Here is a 13,961-nt window from a genome sequence, read left to right as displayed (position 1 = left end):
ATCACGCGGCTGGATCTGGGTGATCCACGTTATCGCTGTTGTCAGGAACCGGCGGCGTACCCAGATGCCACCCCCTGTCCGGACCTCGATAGTGGAAGGTCAAACACTGGCCAGCCATGAAGTCGTGTACCTGATTGCCGGCCATGACCTGCCCCGGCCCCTCCCAACCTTCCGCAGCTTCGAGCGTCATGCCGCTACTGCTGATCGCCAATTCCAGCCAGTGCCCCCGGAAGCGCAAGCGCAGATGCAGGCCCCGCAGTCGACGCGGGAGGCTGGGGTTGAGGCGCAGACAGCCGCCCCGAATCTCGAGTCCCGTCTGGCCGCGTTGTACGAGGTCGACGGTGCCGGCCATGGCGCCCAGATGGATACCCTCGGCAGTCGTGCCGCCCTGCACATCGGTGATATCGCTTTCCAGCGCATCCTTGAGCAGTGCCAGTGAGCGGGGGCGATCCAGGCGGGCCAGCACCCAGGAGGACACCACACGACTCAAGGTCGAGCCATCCGAGGTACGCTGCTGATAGTAGGCGATGGTGCGCGGCAAGAGCTCGCCGGCAAACGGGTAACCGAGCTGGGCGAACAGTTCCCCCAGCTCTTCGGTGGAAAAGAGATAAAACAACATGAGCACATCGGCTTGCTTCGAGGCCTTGTAGCGGTTGACGCTGTCGCCTTCGGCCTCGAGCAGACGATCGAGGCGTTGAATATCGCCGTAACGGTGGCGATAGCCTTCCCAATCGAATTCCTTGAGCTGTTCGTAACCCTCGAACTGACTGGGAATACCATCGGCATGGAATGCCACGAACAAGCGAGAGCTGATCTCTTCCCATTGGGCGATTTCCCGCTCGGTCAGCGACAACGCCTCGCCCAGCTCCTGACGCCGCTCGGCACCAATCACATCGCGAACCTCGATCGCCCGTTTCAACACCCAGGCCGCCATCATGTTGGTGTAGGTATTGTTGTCCAAGCCCGGTGAAGCGGCGTCGGGATAGCGATCATGAAACTCGTCCGGCCCCATCACACCGGTGATGTCGTAGCGCTCCCGCTGCGGATTCCAGTGTGCCGCACTGGCCCAGAAGCGGGCGATTTCCAGCAGCATCTCGGCGCCGTAATAGGCCAGAAACTCGCGGTCTCCGGTCACCTCGTAATAACGCCATACGTTATAGGCCACGGCGGAGCTGACATGCCGCTGTAACGCACTGTTGTCGGCGATCCAGCGTCCGGAGTTGGGATTGAGATGCAGTTTCTGACTCTCCTCCCGTCCGCTGCTGCCGCTCTGCCAGGGGTACATGGCACCACGATAACCTGCCACCGCTGCCATTCGACGAGCCTCGTCAAGACGTCGATACCGGTAACGCAGCAGGGCGCGCGTGATCTCGGGAATGCGGAAATTGAGAAAAGGAAAAATGAACAGTTCATCCCAGAACACGTGCCCTCGATAGGCTTCACCATGCAGCCCCCGAGCCGGCACTCCGACATCCAGTTCGACACTGTGCGGCGAAACGGTCTGCAACAGATGGAAAATGTGCAGCCGCAAGATCATCTGTGTCCGATGACCATCCTCGAGCCGGACATCGCAGCGTCGCCATAGCCACGCCCAAGCCTGAACATGGGTCGTCAGCAGCTCGGCGAACCGTCCGGCCCCCTCTAACGCATCATGAGCCGCGAGGGCTGGATCGGCAATGGCTCGATCACGCGAGCTGAAAAGGGCTACGACCTTTTCCACCGTCACTGTCTGCCCGGAGGTCAGCTCAAGCGTCAGTTCATCAGCGATATAGCGCTCTTCCCGAATCGTCTTGCGTTCGACCTCGAGCGGTGTGGCGCCTACAAAGACCCGAGTACGTGCCGCTTCGACCACTCGCAGACCCGATTGGCTGGTTTCGACGCCAAGACGAATCGTATCGGCCTCGAGCGCCTCGGTGACCGGCATCACGAGATGGTGGCTGGCCAACGTGCGATAACGCGCGACCCCGTCATTGCTCACTCTGCCATCGAGAGCCGAACACACCCGAATCCGACCCGACCAGTTATCGGCCCGCAATTGCCATTCGATAGCGGCAAGATGCGGTTTACCCATGTGAACCAACCGTCGGGCAAGCAACGTCGTCTCGCGCCCCTGACGGTCACGAAACCGAAGTTCCCGCCGCAGCACCCCGTCCTGTAAATCGAGTGACTGGCGCCAGTCCAGCCATTCGACGGTGAGCGGACTGAACCACTCACCCTCGTCAACACAAAACGTCAGGCACAACCAATTCGGTAGATTGACCAGATCCTCGTTCTCGACTTCCTGCCCGGCAATTCTCGTCGTCACACGATTGTAGCCGCCGGCCAGATAGGTCCCCGGGTAGTGATGGTCGCCGGCCTGGGCTTCCTCGGCAGCGCCGCGGGTGACGAAATAACCATTGCCTAGCGCACATAACGCCTCTCTCAACCTCTCCCGCTGGGGTTCGAATTGGGTATAGTCCAGCGTCCAGGCCATCATGCCGACGCCCTCCGATCCTGCTCGAGACGCTCGAGAAAGTGCGTGACGGCAGCGACGTCATCCAGTCGATAGCGGGCGGCGGTTGGGCCGGCAACTGCAGCCACCCTGACCCCGACCCCCTCGATGCCCTGCAGCGCGGTAAAAGCGTCCTCGTCGGTTTCGTCGTCACCCAGGTAAAACGGCAACACGTCCGAGCCACTCAAATCGAGCGCCTCGAGGAGCCAGAGCAACGCTCTGCCCTTATCCCAGCTCACGTCCGGCCGCAGTTCGAAAACGCGTTTGCCCCCCGTCTGTCGCAACCTCGGTGCTGCGGCTTCGGCCACCGCCGCGACCTGGTCCCGAACGGTTGAATGCTGATCCGGTGCGACGAGTCGGTAATGCACCGCAATGGCGAAGCGCTTGCGCTCGACCAGGGCACCCTCGACCGTCTCCAGCCGATGACGCAATTGGAGCTCGGCCTGATCGAGCGCAGGCAGGTACTCCAGCGCCGCAGGATACTCCATGCGCAGCCCCCCCGGTCCGGCGATATCCAACCCGTGGCTGCCGGCATAAATCAGCGTCTCGAGTCCCACCAGCCGGGCCACACCGGCGCGGTCGCGGCCACTGATAATGCCGACGGTCCAGTGGCGGGCCAGACGGCGCAAGACCCCGCGCATGGCGTCATCCAGTAACGCCAGTTCGGGGCGGGCCACGATCGGGGTCAAGGTGCCGTCATAGTCGAGAAAGATCGCGGGACGTCGTTGGGTCAGTTGCCGCGCGATGGCCGGAAAGCCGGCCAAGGCGTCCGGCCGCCAGGGGGCGTCCGCGGGGTCGAGCTCGGTTAACGCGTTCACCACCAGATCGGCCCCGTGGGCAAGCAGGTCATCCCGCTGTTGGTCGTGATCGAGGCCGATGACCAGCCCGTAACCGGCAGCCCGGGCCGACTCGACCCCGGAGAGAGCGTCCTCGACGGCCAGTGCTCTTGCAGGCCTTACATCCAGCATGGCAGCGGCATGGCGAAAGATCGCCGGATCCGGTTTTCCCCTCAATTGGAGTCGGTGTGCCTCGACCCCGTCCATGCAGACATCAAAAAGCTCGAGCAGCCCCGCCTTCTCGAGCACCCTTCGCGCGTTGCGGCTCGACGATACCAGCGCCGTTTTCAGCCCGGCCGCACGCAGCAAATGGATAAAGCGCACGGTACTGTCGTAGACATCAACCCCATGGCACTCCAACTGCATCAGGAACAACTGATCCTTGCGCTGCCCCAGCCCCTGAATAGTCTCCACCTGAGGCATATCCTGCGAAGACCCTTCCGGCAGCGAGATCGCTCTCGAAGCCAGAAAACTTCTGACGCCATCGGCACGCGGCTTGCCATCCACATAGCGACGGTAATCGCGGTCAGCATCGAAGGGCACGAAGGGCACGAAGGGCACATCATGACGTGCCGCTCGGCGGCGCAGATAATCGTCAAACAGGGTTTTCCAGGCGGCGCTGTGCACCCTGGCCGTCTGCGTCACCACGCCATCAAGGTCGAATACACCCGCATCGAAGGCAACAAGACCCCCGCTCGGCAACTCGTCATCTGTCGGTTTCATGCGGCTCTCCTGGCTGCGACGACCCGCCTATTCACAGGGGTCGACGAGGTCCAGGGGTGCAGCCGGTCCGAGTCCATGACGCGCCATGACACTAAAACCGTTCGGTGGCCATACCCCCTCGATTCTGCTGCTTAGCTTCCACCAGGTTGAATATCGCGCGCTTGATTCAGATCAAGTCCCGTCACGCATTCCGGCTGAATACTGGTTCAGAAGCGATTGCCACTCATCCATGTCGCTGCGGCGACAGAGGAGGTTCTGCCATGACCATGATGAAAGCCGCCATTTTCGTCGAGCCCGGCCGTATCGAGTTAGCCGACAAGCCCATTCCCGACGTCGGCGCCAACGACGCGCTGATCCAGATCACTACCACCACCATCTGCGGCACCGATATTCATATCCTCAAAGGGGAATATCCTGTCGAAAAAGGACTCACCATCGGTCACGAACCGGTCGGCATCATCGTCAAGCTGGGCGCCAACGTGCAGGGCTACAGCGAAGGCCAGCGCGTCATCGCCGGTGCCATCTGCCCGAGCTTTACGTCCTATGCCTGTCAGGATGGGCGGCCCTCTCAGGATGGTGGCTGCCATGGCCATGGTTACAAGCCCATGGGCGGCTGGCGTTTCGGCAATACCATTGACGGCGTACAAGCGGAATATGCCCTGGTGCCAGACGCCCAGGCGAATCTGGCTCCGGTGCCCGATGGACTGACGGATGAACAGGTGCTGATGTGTCCGGACATCATGTCAACCGGCTTTTCCGGCGCCGAACATGCCGGCATCCGCATCGGCGATATCGTCGTGGTATTTGCCCAGGGACCGATTGGCCTATGTGCCACCGCAGGCGCGCGGCTGCAGGGAGCCAGCCTGATCATCGCCGTGGATGGTATCGAGGATCGGCTGGCAATCTCACGCGAAATGGGGGCTGACGTCACGCTCAACTATCGGGAAGTCGATGTCGTCGAAGAAATCATGAAGCTGACGGGGGGCCGCGGCGTCGATGCTGCGATCGAGGCCCTGGGCACCCAGACTACCTTCGAAAGTGCGCTCCGTGTGCTCAAGCCCGGCGGCACGCTTTCCAGTCTAGGGGTGTATTCGAGTGATCTGACCCTGCCGCTCGGCGCCATTAGTGCAGGCCTTGGTGACCACCGGATCATCACCTCACTGTGTCCGGGCGGTAAGGAACGCATGCGCCGTCTGCTCAACATGGTGGCCTCGACACGTATCGATACCGGCGCATTGGTGACACACCGTTACTCGCTGGATGATATCGGCGCAGCCTATGACCTGTTCGGCCATCAGCGAGACGGTGTGCTTAAGGTCGCGATCACACCCAATTGAGGCCTGAGGCGCCAAACCGCCCTCACTACGCCACCAGGTAGCCACGTGCTTCGCCGAGATCGCCACCTTCTGAGGTTGGATGCTCAATCGCGGGCCACGATGGATGAACCGATGAGGTTGTCATGACAAGCACTCAGCCAGTCCTGGAAGAGGTAGAGCTCCGGCATCTCGATGCCTGGTGGCGCGCCGCCAACTACCTGACCGTGGGGCAGATCTATCTGCAGGCCAATCCTCTATTGCGTGAACCCCTGCGCCTTGAGCACATCAAACCGCGCTTGCTCGGGCACTGGGGCACCTCTCCGGGGCTCAATCTCATTTATGTTCATCTCAACCGCCTGATCAAATGGCATGATCTCGACATGCTTTATTTCACCGGCCCCGGCCATGGCGGACCGGCGCTGCTCGCCAATCTATGGCTGGAGGGCAGCTACAGTGAGTATTATCCCGCCATCCCGCGGGATGAAGCGGGCATGCTAGCGCTGTTTCGACAATTCTCGACACCGGGAGGCGTTCCCAGCCATGTGAGTGTGCCGACACCGGGCTCTATTCATGAAGGGGGGGAGCTGGGCTACGTGCTGATGCATGCCTTCGGCGCCGTGTTCGATAATCCCGATCTGATCGCCACGGCCATCGTGGGTGATGGTGAAGCCGAAACCGCCCCGCTGGAAGGTTCCTGGAAGGGCATCCGCTTCCTCAATCCCGAACGGGACGGAGCGGTACTACCGATCCTGCATCTCAATGGTTACAAGATTTCTGGCCCTACCATCCTGGCACGGCAAAGCGATGCCACCCTGCGCAAGCTGTTCGAGGGTCACGGCTACACCCCCTATTTTGTCGAGGGGGACGACCCCATGAGCGTCCATCAGCGGCTGGCAGCTGTTCTGGAGCGGGCGGTCGAGGACATTCGCGGGATCCAGCAACGCGCTCGTACCCTCGGCATGCATACACTGCCGCCATGGCCGATGATTGTCATGCGCACGCCCAAGGGCTGGACCGGTCCTGCCAAGGTGGATGGCCAAACCATCGAGGGTACCTTTCGCGCTCATCAGGTACCGTTATCCGGCTTTCGTGAGCATCCCGGGCATATCGAACAGCTCCAGCAGTGGCTCGAAAGCTATCGGCCCGAGGATCTTTTCGATGAGCATGGCTGCCCCACTGCCGAGATCGCCGCACAGGCGCCCGAGGGCAAGCGACGCATGGGCGACAATCCCCATGCCAATGGCGGGCGGCTAAGCGTACCGCTCGTGCTACGCGATGGCGCCGCCTATGCTGTCGATGTCAACGACGCCAACCGTGCTCGTGAGCGGCACGAATCCACTCGCGTGCTGGGAGAATTCCTGCGCGATATCTATCGCGACAATCCGCACAGCTTCCGCCTGTTTTGCCCCGACGAAACCAATTCCAATCGTCTGGGGGCCGTGTTTGAAGCCAGCGATCGTTGTCTGGTCGGTACGAGCCTCCCCGGGGATGATCATGTCTCCCCACAGGGCCGTGTCATGGAAGTGCTCAGCGAGCACAACTGCCATGGCTGGCTGGAAGGCTACGTATTGACCGGCCGTCATGGTCTGTTTGCGAGCTATGAGGCCTTCGCCACCATTGTCGACTCCATGGCGACACAGCACGCCAAATGGCTAGAACACGCGGATGAGGTGACTTGGCGAGCCCCCATTCCATCGCTGAATTACCTGCTGACTTCGACCTGCTGGCGCAATGATCACAATGGCTTCAGTCACCAGGGTCCGGGCTTTATCGACAACCTGTTGACCAAACAGCCCAGGGTAGTGCGCATTTATCTGCCTCCTGATGCCAACTGCCTCTTATCGGTGGCCGAACACTGTCTACACAGTCTCAACTATCTCAATGCCATCGTTATCGACAAACAACCCCAGTTACAGTATCTGGATCTCACCGAAGCCCGCGCGCATTGTGCCCGTGGGGCCAGTATCTGGCCCTGGGCCAGCAGTCAGGACGGGGACAATCCCGAGGTCGTGATGGCCTGCGCGGGGGACATTCCCACTCAGGAAACCCTCGCCGCAGTGGATCTGTTGCACCAGTTCGTTCCCGACCTGCGGATACGTGTGGTCAACATCGTGGATCTGATGATGCTGCCCCCGCCGGACCGACATCCTCACGGCACCAGTGAAACCACGTTCATCGACCTGTTTACCTCCAACAAGCCCGTGGTCTTTGCCTTTCATGGGTATCCGGGCGTCATCCATCAGTTGCTGCATGGGCGTGCCGGTACCGAACGCTTTCATGTTCGGGGCTATCAAGAAGAAGGGACGACCACGACGCCGTTCGATATGGTGGTTCTCAACCGGCTGAGTCGCATCCATCTCTGCGGCGACGTTCTGCGCTATGCCCCTAGCTCCCTGGTGGGCCGGGCACGCATCGTCAGGCACTTGGAGGAGATGCTCGACAGGCACCACCGTTATATCCGTGAGCATTTCGATGATCTACCGGATATCGCAAACTGGACATGGCCGGGGTCGCCTGAACGATCTACTGATCAAGATCAGTGACATTAAAAGGTCACACACTCCCCGCTGGTACATCATCCTTGACAAGCATATGGTGTTAATCCACGGATAATGATAGAGGTCGAATCATGTCCCGCACTTTTGACATGCCAGCACATGAATGCCAGTACCATCTGAACTGTCATTCATGCCGGCTCAAAGCCTTGTGTCTGCCATTGGCGCTCGAAATGGGGGCTATGGATCAATTCGATGCCATTATCAAACGCCGTGCGCCAATGGTTAGCGGAGAGCGTCTGTTCAGTCAGGGAGAGCCTTTTTGTCATGTATTCGCCATCCGTTCGGGTAGTCTCAAGCTGATCATCCTGGACCAAGACGGGACAGAGCAGATCGCTCAGTTCTATCTACCCGGTGAACTGGTTGGCATGGATAGCATCAACGACAACGTCTACTCGGGATTTGCGGTCGCACTGGAACGGACCTCGGTGTGCGAGATTCCCTTCCATCATCTGGATGCCCTCGCCGAACGGATTCCCCAACTGAGAAATCAGCTCTATCGCAACATGAGCAAAGAACTGATGGATAATCGGCGCCTGATTCGGTTGTTGACCTGCAAAAGCGCCGAAGAACGTCTGGCGAGCTTTTTCATCGACCTGGCGTTGCGCTTTGAACGCGGGGGATACTCCCAGCATAGCTATCGCCTCCCGATGTCGCGCACCGACATAGCGCATCATCTGGGTCTTGCCCTGGAAACCGTCAGTCGCCTCCTGAAACGCTTCCAGCAGCAGAAACTCATGACCATCCATGGCCGTCAGGTAGAGATTGCCAATATCGATGAACTGGGTATGCTCGCTGAAAAACCCATCTGCCCAGAACTGAGCCGCGAGATACACGCCTAACTGCCGGATCTGGCCATCGCTGCCTCACCCGGGACTGCCTTTGCATCCACAGCCATCGGTCACTTCCCGGCGTTCGCAGTCTCAGAATCGCCTAAAGAAAGCGTTGACTCTCGGTGCGAAAAGGAACGGGATGATCGCGTTGTTCGCGGCATCTCAAGCCGATCATGACGCCCCTGCATAAGCCAACGTCTACCCTCGATAACAGCTACATCCCGCCCCCACTCGCAAACTCCTGTTGTCGATCGGATTTCCGAGGCACCACAGTCGCGCTCGGGAAGACACCACTTTCCTCCCCACCGAATGCGAAAACTGCGTCCCGCCCTCAGCTCTCAAACCAATGTTGTATTACATCGTACGAATAAAAAGGCTAAAACAGAGTTCGGGATGACGCAGTGGGAGCGCTGTCGCGATCGGGCCATACCGATGTCACGGCCAGATCGCCAGATAGCGATCGATCGGTCCACGGGTCCGGAACTATCGCGTTCGATAGCTTGCCCAGCGCTCTCACTGAAGAGCAATTTCAGAACAACCACCCGACATAACGACGCCTTTTGGCAAACCGACGCACCAGCCTCATCAAGCAAGGGATACGCCATGAAACTCAAGAAGACACTCCTCGGATTCGTCTGCCTCGCATCGTTGGCGGTCAGCGCCGCCCACGCCGACTACCCCAGCCGGGATGTCCGCGTCATCGTGCCAGCGGCTGCCGGCGGCGGTACCGATGCCATCGTCCGCAAGATTTCCAACATTGCCGAAGAATCGCTCCCCGTGTCGATGTACGTCGAGAACGTCGAGGGCGGGATGACGGCCACCGGTCTGCTGCAGTTGATGAAGGCCCGCCCCGATGGTCAGACCGTTGCCGCGATCACCTACGACAGCATCATCACGATCCCCTGGAAGAACATGCTGCCCGGCTTCAACATGGACAAGATGCGCATGATTGCCCGCATCACCAGCGAAGCCGACGCCATCACGGTGCCGGAAAACTCTCCCTACAAGACGCTGGACGACCTGATCGCCGCTGCCAAGGAGAAGCCCAACAGCGTTCGTGTCGGCATTCAGAATATGGGCGCCAGAACGCACCTGACACTGCTGCAGCTCCAGCAGCAGACCGGCGCCAAGTTCAAGATCGTCTCCTACGACAATAGCGCCGCCTCCCAGAAGGAAGCCCTGCTCAACGGCGAAGTCGATGCTGTCGTCACCAGCCTGGGCGATCTGGCACCGTTGATCGAATCCGGTCAGGCCCGCGGTCTGGTCGAGTTCTCGGATACCCAGAACGAGGGCTTCCCCAACGTTCCGCCGGTCACCGAAACCGATACCGGTCTGGATCTGCAGATGGGCAGTTTCATCATCATGGTGGCTCCGGCGCGTACGCCGGACGACGTGATCGAAAAGCTGGAAACGACCTATCACAAGGCTTACGAGAGCGACGAATTCCAGCAGTGGCTGAAAAAGATCGGCGTGACGCCCGCCTGGCTGGGAGCCGACGACGTGACCCAGTGGGCAAATGACACCCAGCAGCAGCTGTTCAGCACCATGGACGATCTGGTCGACCAGGGCGTGCTGGAGAAATAAGCCACCCTCATTCGATTCCACTCACTCTGCGCCATGCTTTACGCATGGCGCAGTGTCGTCAATCCAGAGGTCTCCATGTCTTCTGAACGGTCATTCAAACCCTCGCCTCACCCGTCGTCCCGACGCCCTACCCTGGGCGGGGAATTCTTCGTGCCGGCGGTGCTTGCGCTCATCACCCTGGTCTATCTGATCTCGGCGGTCCAGCTCGGTCCGCCGATGAAAGCGGGCAACATGACCGCCTCGTTCTTTCCTATCGCGACCGCCATTCTGATGCTGGTCGCGCTGATCTGCGCCATGGTTCACGCCCTGCGCGGCAAGGCCAAAGCGCCGGCGACAGAGTCCACCACCGATGCCGACAGCACCGATGGCGAATCCGCCGGTAGGCAGTACCTCGGGCTGTCGCTCGGAGCGATTGGCGTCATCGTGCTGACGGCAGGCTATCTGCTGGCATTCGATCTGATCGGCTATTTCGTCGCGACGTTCGTCTACGTATTGCTGCTTTGCTGTCTGTTCGGCGGCGGCTTCCGCGATAAATGGCCGACCAAGCTGATCGCCGCTATCGCCATCACCCTGGCGGGCTACCTGCTGTTCGAGGTCGTCTTCCAGGTCCGCCTGCCCACTCTCTGGAGTCAATGATCATGGACGCGATCTCCGGGCTGTTGGGTGGTTTCGCTGCCCTCGCCAATCCCGAAACCCTGCTCTACATGATCGGCGGTTTTCTGATCGGTACTTTTTTCGGCGCGGTGCCGGGTCTCACCTCGGTACTGGCCATCGCCCTGCTGTTGCCGCTGACCTACAGTCTCGACGTGACCACGGCGCTGGTCGCTTGCGCCAGCATCTTCATGGCGGGCATGTGCAGCGGCAGCATCACCGCCACCACCATCAATATTCCCGGCGCGCCCTCGTCGATGATGACCGCGCTGGAAGGCTACCCGATGCAGCAGCGTGGCGAGGGCGCCAAGGCGCTAGGTCATGCCGCACTGGGTTCGATGATCGGCGGCTCGCTGGGCGCGCTGCTGCTGATGGTCATGGCACCGCTGGCGGCCGACGTCGCCCTGCTGATCCGCACGCCGGGCAAGTTCTCGCTGATCGCCTTCGCGCTGATCGTGATCATCATTTCCCAGCGAGGGTCGATCACCAAGGGCATGATCGCGACCCTGTTCGGCGTCATGATCGCCACCATCGGCATCGACGTGGTGCAGCCGTTGGCTCGCTTCACCTTCGGCACCAGCGCGCTGGTCCAGGGCATCGACATGATGCCGCTGATCATCGGCACCTTCGCCATCAGCGAGCTGCTGGTGCAGGCCGACAGCCGCAACAGCCGAACCGTCGACCCTGGCATGATCAAGGCGGCCAAGGTGCGCCGTCGCGATTTCATCCCGCCGCTGTCGGAAGTTCGCGAGATCGGCGCGCTGCGCTATCTGAAGAGCGCCGCCATCGGCTACGCGGTCGGCATTCTGCCCGGCGCCGGCGGCTCGATGGCCGCTTTCGTGTCCTATGCGGAGTCGATGCGCTCTTCCAAACATCCCGAGCGCTACGGCAAGGGCAATCCCGAAGGCATCGCGGCCGCTGAGTGCGCCAACAACTCGATGTGCGGCGGCGCTTTCGTCCCGATGCTGACGTTCGGCATTCCCGGCGATCCGACCACGGCGATCGTGCTCGGCGTGCTGGTCATCAACGGTCTCCAGCCCGGCCCACAGTTCATGACCCAGCAGCTCGACCTGATCGCGCCGATGTTTGCCTCGCTGTTCATCAGCGCCCTGATCCTGATTCCGCTCACGCTCTATCTGCTCGGCCCCTATTTTCTCAAGATCGTCTCGATCCGCCGCGACGTGCTTTATTCCAGTATCGCCATCGTGGCCCTGGTGGGCAGCTACGTGGCTACCTACTCGACCTTCCAGATGGCACTGGCGCTGGTGTTCGGCGTGCTGGCCTACTTCCTGCGCAAGCAGAAATACCCGACCGTCTGCCTGCTGCTCGGCTTCGTGCTCGGCCCGAGCCTCGAGGAGTACTGCCGCCGGGCGCTTTCGATCAACGACGGCAATCCGATGATCTTCTTCACCAGCCCGGATAGCCTGTTCTTCATCGCCCTCACCGCGGTGTTCTTCTATTTCATGGTGATCCGCAAGCCCAAGGATAACGGGCTGGGAACACGACCGGCGTAGGGATGAGCCTGCGTCTTCTTCGAAGCGTCATCACGCGAACGGCTGCCCAAGGGCAGCCGTTTCTCCTTCTAAAGATCGCGGATGGGGCTAGAAGCTCGCCTTGCTTGGAAACTTGCTCAGAAGCTCGCCTTAATGGTGGTACCGGCCACCCAGGCGTTGTCGACCGAGTCCACCGCCGACGGGTTGACCACGTACTGCAGATTGGGCCGCAGCGTCAGGTAATCGGTCAGGTTGAAGCTGTAGTAGACCTCGGCGTCGTATTCGTGGCCCTGGCGCGGCAGCGGCGACAGCGAACCGGCCGGTGTGGCGTTGTGATAATCGACGTAGTCGTTGACGTCATCGTTGACGTGGAGATACGCCAGACCGATGCCGGCATCATCCTGCGGGCGTGCATCGAACGGCCCGTCGTAGGTCGCCCCGACCGAGACGTAGCGATCGATACCCGCGGTATCGCCGTGATTGGTGTTACCCATGCTGAACAGCGTCAGCCCCCGATCAGGGTTGCCATCGCGGGTCGTCACCTGCTGCTGGACCACGTAATAAAGCCCGGTATTGGTATCGCTGGTGCGATCCGCGGGGCCATCGCCATAGGCCCGGTTATCGACATTCTGGGTGTAGAACCCGAGCTTGTAGGCGCCCGCCAGGCCGTTCAGTTTCGGCGTATAACCCAGTTCCATCGGGAACAGGGTGCCCTCGGTACCGCTGGTGCGCAGATCGAAGCCGTTATCGTTCTCCAGGTTGCTGTCATTGATGTTGAAAGCGCCGACCTGGGCGTACCAATCGGGAGTGATATTGGCGCGGACCACTGCCGCCCACTGGGCGATCGGCCAGTTGTAGATATTGTTGCCCCAATTGCCCGGCTGCGCCCCGCCGAAGGCCAGGTTCTGGAAGTTGCTATCGATGGTGGCGAAGTCATCGCCGAACGGAATCCGACCCAGCTTGATCGCCAGCGCATCGTCGAAGAAGCGCTGGCGGTACCAGAACTGAGTCAGGCGGGTGACGGGCCCGCGACCCTGAACTTCCTGCACCGACGAGCCGCCAACGGTCGCACCCGGATCGCTCAACCTGTCGTTGACGCTATGGCCATTACGGTTGGTGACGGTGACCTGGAATTCCGCATCGGGAATGCTCAGCAGTCGATCGAGATCGAAGTTGGCACCCACCGCGAACTGGTCCGCGTATTTGCTCACGTGGCTGTCGCGATAGCCCCCATCGAGAATCGTCGCCGCTTCCCCCACATAGCCGAAATTGAAGGACACCCCGGCGTCCTCCAGCGCGGTACGCTCGCCGCCCCAGTCTCCGAACATAGTGGGGGAATCCGGAGAGAATGCCGAATAAGCCTGCGCCGTCCCCATCACCCCGAAACCACCCAATAGAATCGCCGCTATGCGGCCGATTCCGATAACCCGTGATGTGACCTCTGCCATGACCTGGCCTCCCGAAATATAGTTAGCACGT

Annotated in this window: 9 protein-coding genes; 6 read left to right on the top strand and 3 right to left on the bottom strand. The window is 60.6% G+C overall.

Annotated features, from left to right (window positions below; translation table 11 throughout):
* Position 1: 1 nt before the first annotated feature.
* Both ACUN9V_RS00530 and otsB read right to left on the bottom strand, forming a co-directional pair.
* Positions 2 to 2,476, bottom strand: coding sequence for a glycoside hydrolase family 65 protein (locus ACUN9V_RS00530; RefSeq protein ID WP_445509938.1), 2,475 nt, complete (start codon positions 2,474 to 2,476; stop codon positions 2 to 4).
* Positions 2,473 to 4,050, bottom strand: a complete 1,578-nt coding sequence (gene otsB / locus ACUN9V_RS00525) for a trehalose-phosphatase (RefSeq protein ID WP_445509937.1) — start codon at positions 4,048 to 4,050, stop codon at positions 2,473 to 2,475. Before otsB ends, ACUN9V_RS00530 begins: the two co-directional genes overlap by 4 nt.
* Positions 4,051 to 4,310: 260 nt before the next feature.
* Here otsB and ACUN9V_RS00520 point away from each other — a divergent pair, with 260 nt between their 5' ends.
* The 6 genes from ACUN9V_RS00520 to ACUN9V_RS00495 all read left to right on the top strand — a co-directional run bounded on the left by ACUN9V_RS00520 (position 4,311) and on the right by ACUN9V_RS00495 (position 12,503).
* Entirely contained in the window at positions 4,311 to 5,387 is a 1,077-nt protein-coding gene (locus ACUN9V_RS00520; RefSeq protein WP_445509936.1) for an NAD(P)-dependent alcohol dehydrogenase, read from the top strand.
* A gap of 122 nt (positions 5,388 to 5,509) precedes the next feature.
* Positions 5,510 to 7,909, top strand: coding sequence for a phosphoketolase family protein (locus ACUN9V_RS00515; RefSeq protein WP_445509935.1), 2,400 nt, complete (start codon positions 5,510 to 5,512; stop codon positions 7,907 to 7,909).
* 86 nt (positions 7,910 to 7,995) lie between these two features.
* Entirely contained in the window at positions 7,996 to 8,763 is a 768-nt protein-coding gene (fnr, locus tag ACUN9V_RS00510) for a fumarate/nitrate reduction transcriptional regulator Fnr (protein ID WP_445509934.1), read from the top strand.
* A 594-nt stretch (positions 8,764 to 9,357) separates the two neighbouring features.
* Positions 9,358 to 10,338 (top strand): Bug family tripartite tricarboxylate transporter substrate binding protein, encoded by a 981-nt coding sequence (locus ACUN9V_RS00505; protein ID WP_445509933.1) that lies wholly within the window; start codon positions 9,358 to 9,360, stop codon positions 10,336 to 10,338.
* Between the two features lie 75 nt (positions 10,339 to 10,413).
* Positions 10,414 to 10,974, top strand: coding sequence for a tripartite tricarboxylate transporter TctB family protein (locus ACUN9V_RS00500; RefSeq protein ID WP_445509932.1), 561 nt, complete (start codon positions 10,414 to 10,416; stop codon positions 10,972 to 10,974).
* A gap of 2 nt (positions 10,975 to 10,976) precedes the next feature.
* A complete protein-coding gene (locus tag ACUN9V_RS00495; protein WP_445509931.1) occupies positions 10,977 to 12,503 on the top strand; it encodes a tripartite tricarboxylate transporter permease in 1,527 nt (508 codons plus the stop codon).
* Positions 12,504 to 12,619: 116 nt separating this feature from the next.
* On the opposite strand, the gene ACUN9V_RS00490 is transcribed toward ACUN9V_RS00495, so the two are convergent.
* The gene (locus ACUN9V_RS00490; protein ID WP_445509930.1) at positions 12,620 to 13,930 is read right to left on the bottom strand and encodes a carbohydrate porin; all 1,311 of its coding nucleotides are present in this window, start codon (positions 13,928 to 13,930) and stop codon (positions 12,620 to 12,622) included.
* Between the last annotated feature and the right edge of the window lie 31 nt (positions 13,931 to 13,961).

The organism is Salinicola sp. V024 (genome assembly GCF_052645315.1).
This window is presented reverse-complemented; position numbering and strand designations above follow the sequence as displayed.